The 19,842-nt window shown below is 62.7% G+C and carries 13 protein-coding genes; 6 read left to right on the top strand and 7 right to left on the bottom strand.

What is annotated here, in order from left to right:
* Positions 1-36 precede the first annotated feature (36 nt).
* The 6 genes from ACK4R0_RS01060 to ACK4R0_RS01035 all read left to right on the top strand — a co-directional run bounded on the left by ACK4R0_RS01060 (position 37) and on the right by ACK4R0_RS01035 (position 5,761).
* Positions 37-759, top strand: a complete 723-nt coding sequence (locus tag ACK4R0_RS01060; RefSeq protein ID WP_409668929.1) for a HupE/UreJ family protein — start codon at positions 37-39, stop codon at positions 757-759.
* A gap of 17 nt (positions 760-776) precedes the next feature.
* Complete coding sequence (locus ACK4R0_RS01055; RefSeq protein WP_409668926.1) at positions 777-1,391, top strand: transmembrane anchor protein; 615 nt, start codon at positions 777-779, stop codon at positions 1,389-1,391.
* Positions 1,392-1,455: 64 nt separating this feature from the next.
* Positions 1,456-2,790: an MFS transporter gene (locus ACK4R0_RS01050; protein WP_409668923.1), complete on the top strand. Its 1,335-nt coding sequence runs from the start codon at positions 1,456-1,458 to the stop codon at positions 2,788-2,790.
* 163 nt (positions 2,791-2,953) lie between these two features.
* Positions 2,954-3,439, top strand: a complete 486-nt coding sequence (locus ACK4R0_RS01045) for a hypothetical protein (protein ID WP_409668921.1) — start codon at positions 2,954-2,956, stop codon at positions 3,437-3,439.
* Between the two features lie 814 nt (positions 3,440-4,253).
* Positions 4,254-4,766, top strand: coding sequence for an RNA polymerase sigma factor (locus tag ACK4R0_RS01040; protein ID WP_409668918.1), 513 nt, complete (start codon positions 4,254-4,256; stop codon positions 4,764-4,766).
* Positions 4,763-5,761 carry a FecR family protein gene (locus ACK4R0_RS01035; protein ID WP_409668915.1) on the top strand — a complete coding sequence of 333 codons (999 nt, stop codon included), beginning with the start codon at positions 4,763-4,765 and terminating at the stop codon, positions 5,759-5,761. The genes ACK4R0_RS01040 and ACK4R0_RS01035 overlap by 4 nt, the downstream gene beginning before the upstream one ends.
* On the opposite strand, the gene ACK4R0_RS01030 is transcribed toward ACK4R0_RS01035, so the two are convergent.
* The 7 genes from ACK4R0_RS01030 to ACK4R0_RS01000 form a co-directional block, all read right to left on the bottom strand.
* A complete protein-coding gene (locus tag ACK4R0_RS01030) occupies positions 5,748-8,090 on the bottom strand; it encodes a TonB-dependent receptor domain-containing protein (RefSeq protein ID WP_409668913.1) in 2,343 nt (780 codons plus the stop codon). The two genes, ACK4R0_RS01035 and ACK4R0_RS01030, sit on opposite strands and share 14 nt — an antisense overlap.
* A 110-nt stretch (positions 8,091-8,200) precedes the next feature.
* Positions 8,201-10,315, bottom strand: coding sequence for a prolyl oligopeptidase family serine peptidase (locus tag ACK4R0_RS01025; RefSeq protein WP_409668911.1), 2,115 nt, complete (start codon positions 10,313-10,315; stop codon positions 8,201-8,203).
* On the bottom strand, positions 10,312-12,309 hold the full coding sequence (locus ACK4R0_RS01020; RefSeq protein ID WP_409668908.1) for a S9 family peptidase: 1,998 nt from the start codon (positions 12,307-12,309) through the stop codon (positions 10,312-10,314). The genes ACK4R0_RS01025 and ACK4R0_RS01020 overlap by 4 nt, the downstream gene beginning before the upstream one ends.
* Positions 12,309-14,429, bottom strand: coding sequence for a TonB-dependent receptor (locus tag ACK4R0_RS01015; protein ID WP_409668904.1), 2,121 nt, complete (start codon positions 14,427-14,429; stop codon positions 12,309-12,311). The genes ACK4R0_RS01020 and ACK4R0_RS01015 overlap by 1 nt, the downstream gene beginning before the upstream one ends.
* Before the next feature lie 325 nt (positions 14,430-14,754).
* Positions 14,755-16,527 carry a DUF885 domain-containing protein gene (locus ACK4R0_RS01010; RefSeq protein ID WP_409668901.1) on the bottom strand — a complete coding sequence of 591 codons (1,773 nt, stop codon included), beginning with the start codon at positions 16,525-16,527 and terminating at the stop codon, positions 14,755-14,757.
* Between the two features lie 103 nt (positions 16,528-16,630).
* Positions 16,631-17,215: a peptidylprolyl isomerase gene (locus ACK4R0_RS01005; protein WP_409668898.1), complete on the bottom strand. Its 585-nt coding sequence runs from the start codon at positions 17,213-17,215 to the stop codon at positions 16,631-16,633.
* 62 nt (positions 17,216-17,277) lie between these two features.
* A complete protein-coding gene (locus ACK4R0_RS01000; RefSeq protein ID WP_409668895.1) occupies positions 17,278-19,755 on the bottom strand; it encodes a DPP IV N-terminal domain-containing protein in 2,478 nt (825 codons plus the stop codon).
* Positions 19,756-19,842 lie beyond the last annotated feature (87 nt).

Below are 19,842 nucleotides of genomic sequence, written 5' to 3'. Positions count from 1 at the left end.
GTGCGCGGGGCACTCATAACCAAGGAGAGTATCCGCATGTTCATCCGAACGACCGCCCCGCCGGGCACCAATATTCAGAGGCTTCTGCTCGCGCTCAGCCTGATCCTACTAACGCTCGCCGCAGGCGCCGAGGCTTGGGCGCATAATGTCGCCGAGGGCGACAAGGGCTATATTCAGGAAAGCAGCGGCGTCCTGTTCTGGCCGTTCGTCTATTTGGGCGCCAAGCATATGGTCACCGGCTACGACCATCTGCTGTTCCTGTTCGGTGTCATCTTCTTCCTCTACCGGATGAAGGACATCGGCCTGTATGTAACGCTGTTCGCGATCGGCCATTCGACGACGATGCTGTTCGGCGTGCTCACCGGCATCAGCGCCAACGCCTATATCATCGACGCGATCATCGGCCTGTCGGTCGTCTATAAGGCGCTCGATAATCTTGGCGCGTTCCAGAGATGGTTCGGTTTTCAACCCAATACCAAGGCGGCGACGCTGGTCTTCGGCTTCTTTCACGGTTTTGGCCTCGCGACCAAGATCATCGAGTTCGAGATCGCGCAGGACGGCCTGATCCCCAACCTGCTCGCCTTCAACATCGGGGTCGAGATCGGGCAGTTGCTCGCGCTCGGCGCGATCCTCATCGTCATGGGCTTTTGGCGCCGGACGCCCAGCTTCATGCGCCACGCCTTCGCCGCCAACGTGCTGCTGATGACCGCAGGCTTCGTCCTCGTCGGCTACCAGCTTGCCGGTTACGTCATCAGCTAATCCAAAGGAAATCCGATATGTTCAATAGCCAGAAACCCCAAATCGATGACTTGCCAACCAGCCGCCAACTCGTCCGCGCGACCGCGCTCGCGGTGGTTGCCGCCGGCGCGATCCTCGTCGCGGTCGTGCTCCCCAGCGAATATGCGATCGATCCGACGGGCATTGGCCGCCAGCTTGGCCTGACCCAGATGGGCGAGATCAAGGCCCAGCTTGCCGAGGAAGCCGCAGCCGATGCCGCCGCCGGCGCCGCGCCCGCTGCCCCGGTTTCACAGGCTGCACCCGCAACGGTTGCGGCGGCGGGCGCGGGCGCCGCCACGCGCACGGATACGATGAAGGTGACCCTCGCGCCCGGCCAAGGGGCCGAGATCAAGGCGACAATGGCGAAAGACGCCCGGCTCACCTTTAACTGGTCGGTCGAAGGCGGCCGGGTCAATTTCGACACCCACGCCGATGCGCCCGGTATCGCCTATCACGGCTATGGCAAGGGCACGGGAACAGCCGGCGAGAGCGGCGAACTTGTTGCTGCTTTCGATGGCAAACACGGCTGGTTCTGGCGCAACAGATCCGACGGGCCGGTGACGATTACGCTGCGCACCGACGGCGCCTATAGCGACCTGCGCCGCGTCGTCTGACGAGGGGGCGACCTGACCTCCGGCCGGCGGCATCCGGCCGGAGGCACTTGCCGGGAATTTGATCATGCTCGACGTGCTCGCCAACCGCACCTACCGCCACCTCTTCATCGCGCAGATCATCGCGCTCGTCGGCACCGGCCTCGCGACCGTCGCGCTCGGGCTGCTTGCTTTCGAGATCGCTGGCGCCAACGCAGGCGCGGTGCTGGGAACGGCAATGGCAATCAAGATGGTCGCCTATATTGGCGTCGCGCCGGTGGTCGGCGCCTATGCGAGCCGCCTGCCGCGCAAGGCCTTTCTCGTCGCAATGGACGTCGTGCGCGGTCTGGTTGCGCTCACCCTCCCGTTCGTGGACGAAGTCTGGCAGATTTACCTGCTGATCTTCATCCTCCAGTCGGCGTCGGCCGGATTCACGCCGACCTTTCAGGCAACGATCCCCGACGTTCTTCCGGATGAAAAGGATTATACCAAGGCACTATCACTGTCGCGGCTCGCCTATGACATGGAGAGCCTCGCCAGCCCGGTGCTGGCGGCCGCCCTCCTCGGTATCATGAACTTTCACTGGCTGTTCTCGGGCACCGCGCTCGGCTTTGCCGCGTCAGCGCAGCTCGTGCTCTCGGTTACCCTGCCGCGTACCGCCGCGAAGACGCAGCCGGGCGGCATCTACGACAAGACCACGCGCGGCACCCACCAATATCTCAAAACCCCACGCCTGCGAGGGTTGCTCGCCGTGACACTCGCCGCCGCCGCGGCGAGCGCGATGGTCATCGTCAACACCCCGGTGCTCGTGCGCGGCGTGCTCGGCCTCGGGCAAAGCGAGGTTGCGATCACGCTCGCGGCCTTCGGCGGCGGCTCAATGATCGCGGCGCTGCTGCTGCCGCGCCTGCTCGACCGTTTCGCCGACCGCAGCATCATGATCGCGGCGGCCGCCTTCATGACCGCCGTTCTGGCCGTGCTAACGGCGTCATGGGCTGTCACCGACGCGTCGCGTCACTGGCCGATCATCCTTCTGGGTTGGTTTGCGCTGGGCCTCAGCTATGCGGCAAGCATCACGCCGGGAGGAAGGCTGCTACGCCGCTCGTCGGGCGCCGAGGATCGCCCCGCTTTGTTCGCGGCGCAATTTGCGCTCAGCCATGTGTGCTGGCTCATCGCCTATCCGCTCGCGGGCCAGGTCGGCGCCCGCGCCGGCATGGACGCGGCGCTCGGCGCGAGCGCGGCCCTCGCACTCGTGGGCACGCTGATCGCGATCCGGATATGGCCGAAGGGCGATCCCGACGTGCTGGCGCACAACCACGACGACCTGCCGCCCGATCATCCGCATTTGCGCGATGGTCATGTCGAAGGCGAGGCGCGTCATGCCTTCGTTATCGATGAACTCCATCCGCAATGGCCGGATCGGTAGTGCTCGCGAACTTCGGTGTCTGGCCGGTTGCGGTCGGGCAGCTTTCAAGCGGAGAGCCCAAACGAGCTGACGTTCGCGACCGGTGGCGCGAGGATTGCAACTAGCGAAGTGGACGCTGGCGCCGCGAGTTGCACGCCGCCGCGATTTGGGGCAGCGTTCGTTTATGCTCTCGTCGAAAATCGCTGTCAGGTCCATTATTGGCGGGCTGGTATTGCTCAGCGCGGCGCTTTGCTCTTGGTTCATCCTGCCGATTGCAACGGACGATGAACGATCGGTTCTGACAAAGATGGCCAGATCCGCGCCCGTGACTACCTGTGTCGCCGTCAAGACCGTGGAGCCTTCAGGCTACCATCCAAGATGGGCATACAATGCGGATGGTTCGCGAGCGGCGGAATTGGAGCGCGCCCAGTTGCAGTCCGGAGCTCGTAACGCATCCCTCAGCCTCGACGCAGCATCTACAATCGATAACCTGCTCAGATATGATTGCCTAGATAGGGCCAGCCTGTCGATACCCAGCTTCTTTGGCAATTTTGCGTTTGCGCAAATTACGGGCAAGCGAGAACGAACGACGGTCGCGTATCAAAAGGTCGATGGTCTTTGGGAGGTCGTGGGGCACTATACAGAGTTTCTCAACGCCATCGTTATCTAGCGCAGCTCATGCAGACCGCTGTGTCGCTTCCACGTTATCAATTGCGGACAGACCGTTCAGTGGTATGACAAGGGACAAATAGAGGAAAAGTTGTCGCATCAAAATGTATAACCGTTGCGTTACGATTCTCTGCCTGCTTACCTCGATAGTTCTCGCGGGCTGTGCGACGTCTAGCGCCGGCGACAGGTTCCGCCTTTCGGGCTGGGAGCTATCGAGAGCTTGGAGCGTGACCATGGGCCGAGCTCTTGCCGAGCCTCAACCAGAAGAAACGCACAAAGAATGGGAGCCGCCGCGCCGCTTTTCTGACGCTTCCTGCACATGGGTTAAGCCAAAGCAGGAAGCTGTTTGTCGTTATCGACGATACGAATGGCGCGGGACAGGCAGCATTGCGTAAGAAGCACAGCTCGCACGGACCGAAGACGGTTGGGGATTTCGATAACCGACAGGTCGTGCCGTCTGCCAAGCGGATCGGTGACGTCCGCTTCCCCACCCCATTCCGGCCGCGACGGCAACCTGAGTGGCGCCGGGCAATGCAACCGCTAGACTTGGCCGCTGCACTAACCGCTGCGCGGATTGGCTCTGACGTCGATGTAAAGCCGTCCAGCGAGCGCCACTACAATAGCCTATTTCTACGCGAGGATAACGGTCCTGATCCTGCACGTTCAGGGGCGCACGATCTGGAGTGTCCATCCCGATGCCGCGCCCGCGAATGTTGCCACCGGGACAATAGCGATCCCCGAAATTGCCGGGCAGTTCGAGAGTTGCTGTCCCTCCGGACCCCTGATGCGTTATGCAGGGGAGACGGGAATGCGAATTGACTGATCCGAAACATCACCATGACGAAAGCATCGACTTCGATCGTCGTTGGCGACCGGCGCTCAGAAGCTTTTTCAGCCGGCGGCTTGGCCGTGTCGACGAGGTCGAGGATTTGACCCAGGAAACACTGCTGCGCGCGCTTAATGGCGAGCGCACCGCGGAGGCGGCCGACGGATATATATTTCAGATCGCGCAGAATCTGCTGATTGATCGTGCTCGCCGGGCGAAAGTGCGCAATCTTCACGCGCAGTCACTTCTGGCCGACAAGCTGCGCGATCATGATCCGTTGCATCCGGCACGGATTCTCGAAGGACGCAGCCGGGTCGAAACGCTGTTGGCTATCCTCCAGACGCTACCCGAACGGACGCAGACCATCTTCATCCTTTATCGAATTGAAAACATGTCGCAGGATGCGATCGCGCAAACCTTCGGTATTTCCGTGAGCGCCGTCAAACAGCAGGTTGCGAAGGCGATGGGTATTTTGGGTCGGGCAATGCAGGAAACATCATGACCGCCCCCGAAGATCAGATGGGTCCGGATCGCGACACCGAAGCCGCGCTGTGGTGCCTCGCGCTTGCCGAAGAGGATTTCGATGCGGCGCGCGATGCGGCGCTCGATCAGTGGCTCGCCGACGACGGCAATGCCGCCGCTCTGCGCCGCCAGCTTGCACTATGGGACCATAATGACGCGCTCGCTGCGCTGCCGCAGATGCTCCAACTGCGCTCGCAAGCGCTCGAGGATTTTCGCTCCCGCAACGAACGGCGCTGGGCACCGGCGAAACGTTGGCGTCTGTCCCGCCCCTGGCAAGCCCTGGCCGCATCGCTCCTGCTCATCGCCGGATCGACAGCGATATTCCTTTTGCAGGGAAGCGACGTCGAGTATTTTTCCACGGCGTTGGGAGAGCGCAAGACGATCGGTCTCGAAGACGGCACGACGCTCACGCTCGATGCCGACAGCGCGGTCGAAGAGCGCTTTTCGCAGGACCGGCGCAACCTTGTCGTCGTGCGCGGGCGTGCCAAATTCGATGTCGCCAAAGATAGTCTGCGCCCGTTTGCAGTAACGGCGGGGACCGAAACCGTCGTCGCGACGGGGACGAGTTTCAGCGTCGAGAAGCTTGGAACCACTGTTGACGTCGTTCTCTACGAGGGCAAGGTCACGATTGTGCGGGCAGCTCGAAACGAACATTTCGAAACGCTCCAACCGGGGCAGTCGCTCGCGCTACCAAGCTCGGGTCCGCTTCATGTGGCGGCGATCGAGCCGGCGCGTGCCTCCGCCTGGACGATGGGGCAGCTCGACTTCAGCGGCGAACCGATCGCTGGCGCCGTCGCGCGCGTGAACCGCTATGCCGAGAAACCTGTCGTTCTCGATCCGAGCGTACCAGGGGCGCTGCGCGTCACAGGCGTGTTCGATGCCGGGGACACCAGCGCGTTCGCGGAAGGCGTCGCGGCGGTCAACGGGATGACGGTCCGGGTCGAAAGCGACAGGCTCGTACTCACTGCCGCCTAAGCGCGCCGGCGCCATAGCGAAAGCTCAGCTCGATCCCGATCGTGCGCGGACGCAGTCGCGCAGAGAATGTATCGCGGCCGGCTTCGACCTCGATCACGTTTTGGTAGCTTGCGGCGCCACGATCGTCGGTGAGATTGTCGGCGAACAGCGCGATCGAAAGCTGGTCGATGTCGACGCCGATGCGGGCATCGACGCGGTCGATCGTGTCGCCCGGAAGATAGCCCGGGAACGCCACGAACCGGCGCGGCGTCGCGTGTTGCCAGCCAATGCGCGCGAAGCCGTCGAGACCGCTCGCGAGCGCCGCGCGAAAATCGATCGAGGCGTTGGCCGTAAACTTCGCGACATCGTCGACGACCGCACCATCGACGATGCCGGTGCCGGGCACCGCGCCCGCATAGGTGGCATCGACATAGGATCCGCTCGCCACGAGCGTCAGCCCGGTCAACGGGCGCAGAACGACGCTGAGCTCGGCGCCCGTCGTTGTCGTGCCCTTCGAATTGACCAAGCCGTTGAACCCTGTATCCCCGATCGGGATACGGACGGCCACGTCCTTCCAGTCGCTATAGTAAAGCGCGCCTTCGAGCGTCAGCATGCGGTCGAACAATTCGGCCTTGCCGCCGATCTCATATGACCAGATCGAATCCTGTGCGAGCGCGGCGGGCAGATCGATGCCAAGCGGACGCGCCAGCGCAAGCGATATTGTCGGCTGGAGCTGACCCGCCCGGAATCCCTTGGCAGCACTCGCGTAAAGAATGGAGTCGGATGTGGGATGCCAGGCGACCGACACACGTGGATTCCAGCTCTCATATGTGTCACCGGGTTTCGGCGTAAAAACCCCGGAACTCACGTCAGATCCGCGCAGCCGCTCGTGATAATAGCGCAGGCCGACCGTAAAATCGACCGAGGCGGCCGGCAGGCGATAGGTGCCCTCGCCGAACAGAGCGCGGGCCTTGCTGGTCACTTCGACCTCATTCTCGATGCCGAACAGCGCGAAGACAAGATCGTCGTTCCGAGCCGCATTGCGGGCATAGCCGCCAACCGTCCATTGCAACGGACTGTCACCGGATGACGCCATCCGCAGTTCGTGCGCATCAACGGCGATTCTGATGCGGGAATCGAGCGTTCCGTCGAGAAGGCGGCCCGATTGTCCGAGATTGAATCGATTGCTCGAATAGCTATAGAAGGCTTTGGCGCTGCCAAGATCGTAGCGCGCGGTCGCCCCAACGATGCGATACTGGCTCACATTCTTCAGCATCAGCGTCTGCGGCTGCTCGCCGTCGTCGTTGCCGTTAGCCCCGCCGCCCGGGAAACTGCCCTTGTAACGCCAATAGCTGCCAGTGATCGATAAGTGCTGCGCGGGATCGAGGCGAGCCTTGACCCGCAAGGTTGTGACGCTCTGGTCGTTGACATTGGTCTCGCCCGTCGCGGCGTTGTCGATCCAGCCTGGAAATCGTTCGCTTGTGCCTGCGACGCGCATCCCAAAGGTGCCCGGTACGATCGGCGCATTGAAAGCCGCCTTGATCCCGCGGTTGGTGCCGCCATCCTCGGTGTTCGAGACGAACGCCGAACCTCTGGTTTCCCAATCCTCGAGGTCGGCGCCATTGGTCAGGATGCGGATCGTACCACCCATCGAACCTTCACCGAACAGGGTTCCCTGCGGACCGCGCAGAACCTCGACCCGGTCGAGATCCCAGGCGCGCACATCGGGCGCGATCGGAACGGTCACCCCCGTGAACGGGAGATCATCGAGATAATAGCCATTCTCGTTCGCGCCGAGCGAGGTTGAAATCCCGCGGATCGTGATCTTCTGAAAGCCGTTCCCGGTGTCATAGACGCCAACCCCCGGGGCTTGCTGAAGAACATCCGAGACGCCGTTAGCGCCCCGTCGCTCGATGGCGGCGCCACTTATCGCGGTCAGCGCGATCGGGACGTCGATGGCGCGTTCTTCCCGCTTGCGCGCCGTCACGACAATCTCGGTGTCGTCGACGATCGCGGGCGAAACGCGTGGCGGCAAAGCAGCGGGCGCTGCGACAATGATGAATATGCCGCTCTGGCCCCGTTTTACGACGAGGCCTGTTCCACTTAGCAACTTGCGCAAGGCCTGTTGGATCGTGAAGCGGCCGCGCAGAGCCGGCGCAATCCGGCGCCCCAGAATGCGATCATCGAATGCCAGTTGCACGCCTGCCGTGCGCGCCGCCGTGCGCAAGGCCGCTCCAAGTGGCATGGCACTTTGGTCGAAGCGCGATCCCGCCGCCTCCTGACCCCGGGCCGTCTGCGGTGCGAGGAGCATGATGCCGCCGGGAACAACGATCGTGAAAAGCAGCGCCAAACGAAATTGATGAGCCCGATTCCGCATGGGTGTCATCATACATTGACGCGTGCGAATTCCTATCCGGTTGCGCCGGGGAGAGACCGGGTAAAGCTCTCCCCGGCGGCCGTTCACTTCAACATCGTGAAGAGAAACGTCATCCGGTCCGCCATCAGTTCCGGCCGGCTGAGCGGATCGCTCACCCCATGACCCCCCTCCTGGTCCTCAAGATAGTAAACCGTCGCTCCAACGTCCTTGAGTTTCGCCGCGAGCTTACGCGCATGTCCCGGTCCGACGCGATTGTCGGACGTCGCAACCGAAACGAGGAACGGCGGGTAGGCCTTGCCGGGCACGACATTCTGATAGGGCGAATAGCTGTCGAGAACGGCCCGCATTGCCGGGTCATTTGCGTCGCCATATTCGTTCACCCAGGCAGCGCCCATGCCCATGAACGGCATGCGCACGAGGTCGGTCAGCGGCACGTCGCTGACAATCGCCCCGTAAAGCTCGGGTCGCTGCGTTCCCATAACAGCCGCGAGAAGGCCTCCGTTCGAGCTGCCGAAAACTCCGATATGCTTCGGACCGGTCAGCCCGCTTGCGATCAGTGCTTCGGTGACGGCGGCGAAGTCGTCATAGCTGTTCTGTCGTTTTTCGCGGATCGCCGCCTGGTGCCACTCGGCGCCCCGATCGCCGCCGCCGCGGATCAACGGCAGGGCAAAGGCGCCGCCGCGCGTCAGCCACGGGACCAGTGCTTTTCCTCCAACCGAATAGCCAAGATAGTCGGGCGCCAGACTGATACCGAACGCGCCATAGCCCGTCATCAGCAGCGGTGTTTTTCCGGGCCTAGAAGGATTTTTCGGGCGCAGCAGGTAAAAATCGACAGCTGTCCCGTCTTTCGAGGCCGCCGTCTTCAACTCGGCCACGAAGCGGCTCGCATCGAAGGCCGGTTTTTCGCTGTAGAGCGTGGCGAGACTCTTCTTCCCGTCAACGAGTTCGAGGCGCGTCGGGACCAGGAAACCGGCGCGCTTCATGATCACCACATCGCTCGCCGGATCGATGCCCGCAAAACTCGCCGATGTCGCAACCGGCTCGGGAGGGAAGTCGGAGATGGTCCAGCCGTTCGCGGCGCTGTTGGCGGTCACGATGCGCTGCACGCCGCGGTTGGTCAGAATCATCCTGAGCGTCGAACGGCCAGGTGCCATGCCGCCAAAGGGATCGCTCAGAAAATCGCCGTTACCCGGCGTATAGACGAGAGACAACCGCTTGCCGGCCGGGACCGCCGCATTCGTGTCGTAAGCGAGCACGCTTTCGGCCGGATATGTCCGGCCATCTACGGTGGCGGGCTCGGCGAGCTGGGCGAACAGCTTGCCCCCCCCGACGGCGCCGAGACTCATCTTCACCTTCGTCGGGATGGATGTTTTCTCGATCCGTCCGTCCTGCCGCACCACAATATGTTCGAACGTCGAATAATCGATCGCGCGCGTGATGACCCCGACGCGATCCTTGCCCTCCCCCGTAGCGCTGACCGACATCAGCGCATCGGAGGGCTGCGCACTATAGATGGTCTTCGCCGCATCGAGCGGGGTGCCGCGTGTCCAGATTGCAACTTCGGCCGGCCAGCCCGTGGGAAGCTTGGGCGCCTCGCCGATACTGTGCTCGATCAACAGGCGATCGCGGTCGAGCCACGCGACAAAAGACCGGCTGGCAGGGGTTCGGAAACCGCCAGCCACGAAGGCCCCGGTCGTCAGATCGAATTCGCGTAACTCGACTTCGTCGCCGCCCTGGGGCGACAGCGAGAGAATGCAACGGGTATAGTCCGGCGGCGCGCAATTGGGCGTCCCGCCGAACCGGAGCTCGTAAGCGGACCCTTCGGCTTTGCGCAACGCGTCGACATCGAGCACTTCGCGCCAGCCGGCCGGCACCCCGTCGGCGCCGCGTTTCGCGACCGACAGAACGCCGTGGGGGTGCGCCACCGATCGCTGGAAACGAAGCGCAACGGGACCGAGCAGCCCATATTCCGGCGGCGGATCGCCCGCGGCGAGCAATGTCTTGAGCTCGGCCTCGATCGCGTCATGCCCGGGCATTTTGGCGATGCGGACCTCGCTATCCTGCGTTGCCTTTTTCGCCCAATCGAGCGCGCGGGCGTCTTGCGGTGCCTCGAGCCACTGGTAGCTGTCCTGCGCCGCGGCGGCGAGCGGCGCCATGAGCGCCGCTACCGAACATGCTGCAATCCGGAACGTTTTCATTTCTTCGATCCCTTCAGATATTTGTCGAACCATGCGATTGTCCGTTCGGCCGCGTCGATCTGGTTTTCGCGCTTCAGAAAGCCATGCCCCTCTTCGGCATAATAGCGGGCCTCGACGATCTTCCCCGCGGCCTCGAGCGTCGCGACGATCTGCTCGGCTTCATAGGCCGGCACGCGAATGTCATTCCGTCCCTGGAGCACCAGCATCGGCGCCCTGGTATCGCCGAGATAGGTGAGCGGGCTGACTCGCGCATAGACGTCGCGATCGGTCACCGGATCGCCGATAAGACCGCGCTGATATTCGCGAAGCGCGGGCGAACCGCGTTCCCACATCGTGTTCCAGTTGACGATGCCATAAGCCTCGACCCCCGCCGCCCAGAAATCGGGCATTCGCGCCAGCGCCATCACGGTCATGAAGCCGCCGTACGAGCCTCCGGTGATCCCGATCCTTTTCGGATCGGCGTAGCCCGATGCGACGAGAAATTTCGCCGCCCCTGCCTCGTCCTCGAGATCGCGGCCGCCGAGATCGCGGCGATTGGCCTGTTCGAAGGCCCGGCCATATCCGGTTGAGCCACGAACATTCGGCGCGATGACCAGATAACCACGCGAAGCCAGCGCCGTTGCCGTGGCGTCGAAGCTGTCGGTTGTCTGCCCGGTCGGACCACCATGCGCGACGACGACAACCGGCGCAGACCCGTCGCGCTTCAAGTTCCAGGGCATCCAGAGAACCGCGCTGATGACCGTCCCGTCGGCGCTCCTGTAGCGGACGATTTCGGACCGGGGCAGCGTCGCGGCATCGACGCTGGCGAGCCCGAGGCGCGTGAGCTGGGAAGCCGTGCCGGATGCAATGTCGAACGTCCAGTAATCGAACGGTGCACTAGCCGAGGAATAGGGAAACAGGAGCCGGCTTCCGTCCGGCGAAAAGGCAGGCAAGGCGCCAAAATAGCCGGCGGTCTTGCCCTGCGGCAAGCGCAGCGCGCGGGCGTTCTTGCTCGCAAGGTCGTAGAGATACACTTGGTCGCGACCATCGACATTTTCGGTGGCGATCAACTGGCGGCCGTCCGGCGAAAAGGCGCCGGCTTCCTGCGGCCAGTCGCTGGCATGGACGGCTACGCGCGTGCCGGTTGCGAGGTCGAGCAGCATCGCCTGCCTCAGGCCCGCCCGATTCTCGCTCGTGACCGAAAGACTTTTGCCGTCGGCCGATATCGCTACGGCCGCCTCATATGGCGCCCCCGCCCCGCCCGCAATCTTCGTCGCCGTACCGGTCGCAACATCGATGCGCCATATCGAGCTCTCGGTCTGCCCCGCATTCGACCGGTTCGCATAGAGATGGGTGGCGTGGGGATCGAAGCCGACTACCGACCAGTAGACACCGGCTTCCTTTTCCCGCGTCAGCAGGCGCACCGAATGATCGCCGAGCGCCATCACCGCGACATTGGTGCTCGGTTCGGTGCTGACGCGGCGGTTGAACGCGAGAAGCCGGGAATCCTGGCTGATGTGCAACGGGCCGGTGTCCGATGCGTCGGGTGTCGCAGCCAGATTGATCGCTGCGCCGCCATTGGCGGGAATGGAAAAGATGTCGAATATTTCGCGCCCGCCGATATCGGACGCGTAGAAGATTGTTTTGCCATCGGGTGTGACCGCCGGATAGAAGGCCTTGTCCTCGGACTGTTGAAGCTGGAGCGGGAAGCCTCCGCTTCCCGGGACCCGCCACAGATTGATGCGGCCGGTGAGATCGGTTGCCATCACCACATCGCCGCCTGGCGTCCAGGTGGCGAACCAGCTCGATCGAAGGAAGAACAGGTCCGCGACCGGTATCGGGAGAGCATCCGGGCGCGGAGCCGAGACGATTTTCTTCGGATCGGTCAGCGCGCGTGCCGGCGGGCCGACAAGCACCGGAACGCCGGGTCGCCGCGGGTCGAGTGTCTCTCCCGCCACGCCGGCATGGGCGACAAGCGTGCTCGCCGCCAATGCCGCAGCCAGAAGCGCACGCATCAACGCGCCGGACCGCCGAAACGAGCGGTCAGCTCGACCCCGAACGTGCGCGGACGAAGTCGGCTGGCGGTGATCTCATTGACCCCAGGCGCGATGGCCTGAACGCTGCGATAGCTGGTGGCGCCGCGATCGTTGGTCAGATTGTCGGCGAACAGCGCGATCGAAAGCTGGTCGATATCGACGCCGATGCGCGCGTCGATACGGTCGATCGTGTCGCCGGGAAGGAATCCCGGAAAAGCGACGAACCGGCGCGGCGTCGAATGCTGCCAGCCGATGCGGCCAAAGCCGTCGAGACCGGTCGCGAGCGTCGTGCGATAATCGACCGACGCGTTCGCGGTGAACTTCGCGACGTCGTCGACGACCGCGCCGTCGACGATACCGGTTCCGGGCACCGCGCCCGAATAGGTCGCATCGACATAGGCACCGCTGGCGGTGAGAGTCAGCCCGGTCGCGGGGCGCAGAACGGCGCTGAGTTCAGCCCCCTTCGTGGTCGTGCCCTTCGAATTGATCAGGCCGTTAAACCCCGTATTGCCGAGCGGAATACGGACGGTCACGTCCTTCCAGTCGCTGTAATAAAGCGCACCCTCGAGCGTCAGCAGACGATCGAACAATTCGGCCTTGCCGCCGATTTCGTAGGACCAGATCGAATCCTGCGCGAGCGCAGCAGGAAGCGGGATGCCCAGCGGCCCTGCCAGAGCAAGCGATACACTCGGCTGTAGCTGGCCCGCGCGAAAACCCTTGGCAGCGGTCGCATAGATGGTGGCGTTGGGATTCGGGTGCCAGGCGATCGAGAAGCGCGGGTTCCAGCTCTCGTAGGTGTCGCCGGCGTCGGGCGTCACGACGCCGCTATTGGCTTCGAACCCGCCCAGCTTCTCGTGATAATAACGAAGGCCCGCGGTGACGTCGATCGGTGCGAAGGGCAGCGTATAGGTGCCTTCGCCGAACAGCGCGCGCGCCTTGCTGTCGGTGCGGTCGATATTGTCGATTCCGAACAGCGCGAACACGAATGCGTCGCCGCGGACAGCGTCGCGCGCGTAGCCGCCGAACGTCCATTGCAGCGGACCATCGCCCGATGATGCGATCCGCGCCTCATGTGCATCAACGGTGATGCCGATGTTGGCGTCGAGCGTGCCGCCGAGCAATGGCCCCGACTGCGGCAGGTCGACCTTGTTGTGCGAGTAGCTGTAGAAGGCCTCGGCGCCGCCGAGGTCGTAGCGCGCCGTGGCGCCGTAGAGCCGATATTTGAAACCACCCGCCAGCGCAGCCGATTGCGATTGCTCGCCGTCATCGCTGGCGGTGGACCCGCCGCCGGGGAAGCTGCCCTTATAGAACCAGTAGCTGCCGGTGATCGAGAGCCGCTCGGTGGGGTCGAAGCGCGCCTTGGCGCGGAAGGTGGTGAAGGTCTGGTCGTTCACGTCGGCTTGGCCGGTCACCCCATTATCGACCCAACCCGGAAACCGCTCGCCGGTGCCCGCGACGCGCACCGCGAGGATGCCGGGCACGATCGGCGCGTTGAACGCGCCCTTGATGCCTCGGTTGGTCCCACCGTCCTCGGTCTGCGAGACGAAGGCCGAGCCTTTCGCTTCCCAATTGTCGAGGTCGGCGCCCTTGGTGAGAATGCGCACCGTGCCGCCCATCGAGCCTTCGCCGAACAAGGTCCCCTGCGGCCCGCGCAGGATTTCCACCCGGTCGAGGTCCCACGCCCGCACGTCGGGCGCGATCGGCACCGTCACCCCGGTGAACGGCAGGTCGTCGAGATAATAACCATTCTCGTTCGCGCCCAGCGACGTCGATATGCCGCGGATCGTGATCTTCTGGCTACCCGACCCCTGGTCGTAAATGCCGACGCCCGGCGCTTCCTGGAGAAAGTCCGACAGATTGCTTGCGCCGCGGCGCTCAAGCGCTTCGCCGCTGATTGCGGTCAGCGCGATCGGGATGTCGATTGCGCGCTCTTCGCGCTTGCGCGCGGTGACGACGATTTCCTCGCTCCAGTTGCTGGGCGTCGCCTCTTCCGAAGGTGCGGTCCCCTGGGGCGCCTGCTGCGCCATCGTCGGCTGGACTTGAGTGGCAGCGATCGCCGCGAGCGAGATCCGGAACAGATGCTTGGCGTTGACGGTCATTTGAGGTCCCCCTTGTTTAATGCAGCATTCAAAGGGCAGGACGCACCAGGGCCGCCGAGGGATAGCGGCCGGTTACATTTTTTATGCAGTTCGATGGCCAATGCACGACAACGGCGTGCGAGCCAGGAAGCGGCCGCCCCCCGCTCCCGCATGACCAGGCCCCCACCTGCGCGCTGGGCGAAGGGTCACCAAAGCGCGCGATAGCTACAACGCCGCGGGCGACCTCAAACGAAATTACGAACATCGAGCAATGCAGGCCTCTTACCCCAATGCAGCCCACGAGGAGAGGACCGCAGCAATCCGATTTCGGTTGCCTCACCAATGACTAAAGCGGTGCTGCCTGCTTCCGACTGGCGATCCACGCGTCGATCTGCCGGCCTAGCGTCTCGAGCGGCAACGGCCCTTGAGCCAGAAGAGCGTCGTGAAATGCCCGAAGATCAAATTTTTCACCGAGTTCAGACTGCGCTTTCGCGCGCAGCTCGAGGATATGAATTTCACCCAATTTATATGCCAGCGCTTGCCCCGGCCAGCTAATGTAGCGGTTCACCTCAGCCTCAATATTTGCGTCAGACAGACCTGTGTTCTCTCGCATGAATGCGACCGCGCGCGCTTTATCCCAACCCTTGGCGTGAATGCCCGTATCGACGACCAGCCGGGCAGCCCGCCAGCTCTGGTAAGAGAGCTGGCCCATCTTCTTCGCAGGCGTGTCGTAGAGGCCCATTTCGGACCCGAGGCTTTCCGCGTAGAGGCCCCAGCCTTCGACGAAGGCAGTGAAGAAGGCAAAGTTGCGCCTAAACGGTGGAATCTCGAGTTCCTGCTGCAACGCGATTTGATGATGATGCCCGGGGACCGCTTCGTGCAGGCTAAGCGCCGGGATTTCCCAAAGCGGCCGCTGATCGAGCTTCGAAACATTGACGTAATAGGTACCCGAAATTCCAGATTCCGGTGCTCCAGGGCCGTAAAAGGCGGTGGTGGTTCCTTCTGCAATCTCGCTGGGGATTTCACGAAGCCCATATGAGAGCCGCGGCAGCCGTCCGAAATATTTCGGCATCATTCCGTCGATCTGCTTGGCAACCCGCGCCGTCGCGCTCATCAACTCTTCAGGAGTTTTCGCAAAATATACGGGATTGGTTTTGAGCTCCCGAAAATAGGCGTTCCGCGACGAGAAGCCGGCGTCTTTTGCGACCCCTTCCATATCGGCGTGGATGCGTGCAAGCTCGCGCAGGCCGATGGCATGGATCTGATCGGCGGTTAGGTTTGTGGTCGTTTCCTGACGGATACGAAAAGCATAATATTCCTTGCCGCCCGGCTGCGCGGCGATGCTGTCCGACTTGGCGCAACGGGGCGCGTAGCGCGTCCGGTAAAATTCTGCATGTTTCGTATAAGCGGGATTAACGAATTTCTTGATGATGTGACGGGCGCGGCCTTGAATCTCCGTCCACTGTGCCGCGCTGAACGCCACTGGGCGATCGCCGGCAAAGGGCTCATAGAAGCGCGATTGTCCCGGTTGATCGGTGACGACATCGGTGATCGAGCGCTCGACATTCCCAAGGACCGAGCAAGGCAGGACATAGCCTTTATGCACGCCCTCTTCGGTCACCGCCAAAGCAGCGTCATTGAGCGCCGGGTATTTTTGGAGCCGGCGAAGATAATTTTCGTAATCAGCCGGCTTGGCGAAGGCGACGCTCCGCGCAAGACCGGCGAATGACTGGTGCCAGCCAGAATAGGTGCTGAAGAGCATGAGACGCTGCCCGAAACCGTTCGCCTCGACCGTCTGCGCGAGCGACCGCTCGAGAATATCGTAGCTGACTTGGTCCGCTGTATTCAGTTTTGAGGCTTCAATGGCGCGGAGGCGTGCAAGAAAGGCCTGCGCCTGAATAGCCTCGCGGTCCATGCCAGCCAGCGAAACATCTCCGAGCTCGGTATCATAGTCGTGGACGTCCAGAGCCGTTGCGGACACCGGGTTCATCCGCAACAGCCAAGCATAATGGTCGCTAAGAAGCTGTTGAAAGTCCTCCGGCCCAGAGGCCGCCGCGGCGGGGCTTGCGAACAAGAGGCCTGCTGCAACCAACGCCGATACGAGCTTGTGGCTCATCATATGCTCTTCCTCTGCACGGTCTGACTGCACGGCCGCCGCGTTTCGCATCGGCAAAATGCGGCGTCGTCATCACGATTTGATCCCTGGAGGATCGCTCCCGGCCTTAGCCCTTGCCGCAGCGCGCCCGTGTGACCCGCGCGCTCAGGATCCGTACCGGTTTTTCCAATATCTGACCGTTCATGGCCGGTGCCGGGCTGTCGGCTGTGATCGGCAACGCCTGGATCCGGCGCACGACATCCATCCCGCAGATGACGCGGCCGAACACCGCGAACCCTTGTCCGTCGGTATTGCGCCTGCCTCCATGATCGAGCGCCGGCTGGGGCCCAATCGATATGAAGAACGACGTAGCCGATGTGCTGCCGAGTGCGGCCCTCGGCAAGGAAACCGCGCCATCGACATGACGAAGCCCCGTGCGGGTCGTGTCTTCATGCGTGATCGGGGCTTCGGTGATCGGCTGGCCATCTTCCCGGACGCCGGCCTGGATCACCTCTATGGGATAGTCCGACTTGTCATTATCGGGGCGCACCGTGCGGAAGAAGCTCCCGCCGTCGTAGCGCTCGCCGCGAACCTGGCTGAGGAAGGCGCCGCTCGATGCTGGCGCCTCCTTCTCATAGATTGCGATCGTCACCACGCCGAGATCCGTCTCTAACTGGACTGCTGTTCTCGGCGTTGCGATTTTGCGCGCCATTGCGCCTGGCGACAGAAGCACCGCAGACGCGAGTGTGAGGGTGGCTAGAGCGCGGCGCACCCTCACTTCGAAGTCGCCGCAGGCTCGGGACGCATCTCGTCGCTCTCCTCATCTTCGGGTTTGCCGCCGCGCGCGATCATCTCCTCCTTCATGATCTCGGCGTCGCTCCGCACCTTGAAGTTCGCAGGCGGCTGCATCCCTGCCAGATTTTCCACGAAATAGTCCCACCGCCGGCGAATGGAATAGCCGCTCGGTTGGTGTCCGAGCTTGGGCAGAAGGACGAGGTCGAAATTCTTATTCTCGTCCATCAGTTTTTGTGTGAGCTGAAACAGCACGCCGGGCTGGACGCCGAAGTCGAGTAGGCCGTGCATCAGAAGCAATTTGCCTTTCAGCTGCGACGCGTATGTGACATTCGCCTGCCCTTCGTAGTTCTTGCCCGTGTTCAAGCCCTGATAGCGTTCACCCCAGCTATGCCAGAAGCCGCGCTGATCGTGGTTCCCTGATTCTGCGACGCCCACTTTGTAGAAATCAGGAAAGCGGAACATCGCCGAGGCGGTCATGTAGCCGCCGCCGGAAAAACCGTTGATACCGACGCGGCTAATATCCATGTAGGGGTAACGCGCCGCCAGTTGGCGGATGCCCGCAATATGGTCTTCCACGTTGCTCGCCGTTTCCAAGGCCCCGTATGACGCTGTATGAAAGGCGCGCCCGCGCCCCGTCGTCCCGCGTCCATCGATCACCACGACGACAAAACCCAGCTCGGCCAAACTCTGTGCCCACACCGCAGACATTGCGAACGCGCTCGGCACATTTGCGACCTGCGGCCCGCCGTAGATGTGGTCAATCACAGGATAGCGCTTATTCGGGTCGAAATCGCTCGGCCGCACGATGATCGCCTGGATGGGCGTGACGCCGTCCGCCGCTGTCAACATGACCGGCTCGGGCAAGCGGAAGCCGGCTGGCATGCCGCGCAATTCTGCCTGCTCAACCACCGCGACCTCGGTGCCGTCCGCACGCTTGAGGACAGAACGGCCGGGCTTGTCGACGCGGGTCTGCGTTTCAACCCAATAATTGCCCGAGGGCGAAAAACCACGCGTTCCAGGCGCGCCAGTGAGCAGCGTGCCGTCCGCGATCACACGGTCGTCGTCGCCCGAACTGACGATCCGCGTCGCGCCGCTATTCAGATCGACCCGCGCGACCCTGCGATAATAGGGATTTTTTCCTACCTCGCCGCCGGAGATTGCCACCCACGCCGTGCCTCGTGCTTCATCTACCGCCAGAACGCTGCGGATCGGCGCCGTTCCTTTGGTCAATTGTCGGATCAGGCGGCCCGTCGCGAGATCGTAGAGATAAAGTTGGCCAGCGCCCGAGCGTTCCGAATACCACAATATCTGATTGCGCTTGGGCAGGACGCGCAGCAGTGTCGGGCTGTAGACTTCCTCCGCCAGCTCGACATAATTCTTGGGATCGCTCTCCTGGAAAAGCTCACGCGTAACGCCGGTCTCGGCATCGGCGCTCATGAGATGGACGGTTTTCTCGCCACGCTCGATATCGACGAAGAAGACGCGCTTCGCATCGGCGCTCCACCACGCTCGCTCGCCGCCGATCGGCGTGTCGAGCATCCGCACTGCGGGCAGTCGGGGATAACGCATTTCGGTCTGGCGCTTCGACGCCACGTCAATCGCCACCATCCGGTAGGTCGGAACATGCGCGTCACCCGGGAATGCTTGTCGCTGCTCGACAGCAACCGGGCGAACGCCCTTGTCGGGCACGAAGTCCACCAGCGGCATAACTTTCACTTGTCGATCATCGGTTTGGACCGTCAGGATCTTTTTGGAATCGGGCGACCATTTTAGCTCAGTCGTCGTCGAAAACTGGCGAAATGCGTCGGGGAGCACGGCATAAGCAAACAGCTTTTCTCCATCCTCGGTCAACTGCCGCTCCTTGCCCGTTTTCACGTTACGCGTCCAAATGTTGGAATCGCGAACGAACGCAAGCATCGTCCCGTCGGGCGAGGCTACCGGGACCAATTGCTCCGCCGCGCCGAGCTCCTTGAGCTCGCCGGCGCGCGTGTAGGAGTATGTCTTTCCGAAGGCGGCGAATGTCACGGTCCGGTCGGCCGTCACCACCACGTTACCGAGCCGCAAGTCCGCCGCAGGGAATTTCTTCTTGGTCAGCGCTTCGAGGTCTCGCGACAAACGCTCGTGATCGAATAGCGCGCTTTTGGCACCCGTCTGAGCGTTCACCTCGGTGTAGGTACAGCCGGTCTCGGTTTCACGGCAATACCAGAAGCTGTCCTCAGTTCCGATCCAGGTCGGCGCCACGGCCGCATTGAGCATAAAATGATTGGTGAGCGCATTGTTGAAGAACGACGCTCTCTCATATTTGCCACGGAGCGCCTGCGGATCGGCAGTTTCTGCTAGCGTAGCGGAGGATGCTGCGACCGCGTCGGTTTGCGCCGATGCGGGCACCGATGTCATGAGGCACGCTGCAGAACCGAGCAGCAGAATTCGGCAGAGCCGGATGGGGACATTAAGCATGCGATTTCCTGTCTAATGATTGGTTGTGACCGCGCGGAGAACGCCGCAGTCTAAGGTCGGCGACAGCGCACGCGCGTTGCGTCGCCG

Origin of the sequence: Blastomonas sp. (assembly GCF_046294995.1) — a bacterium.
Lineage (GTDB): Bacteria > Pseudomonadota > Alphaproteobacteria > Sphingomonadales > Sphingomonadaceae > Blastomonas.
Note: the sequence above shows the minus strand (reverse complement) of the source record. Positions and strands in the feature narration are given on the sequence as shown.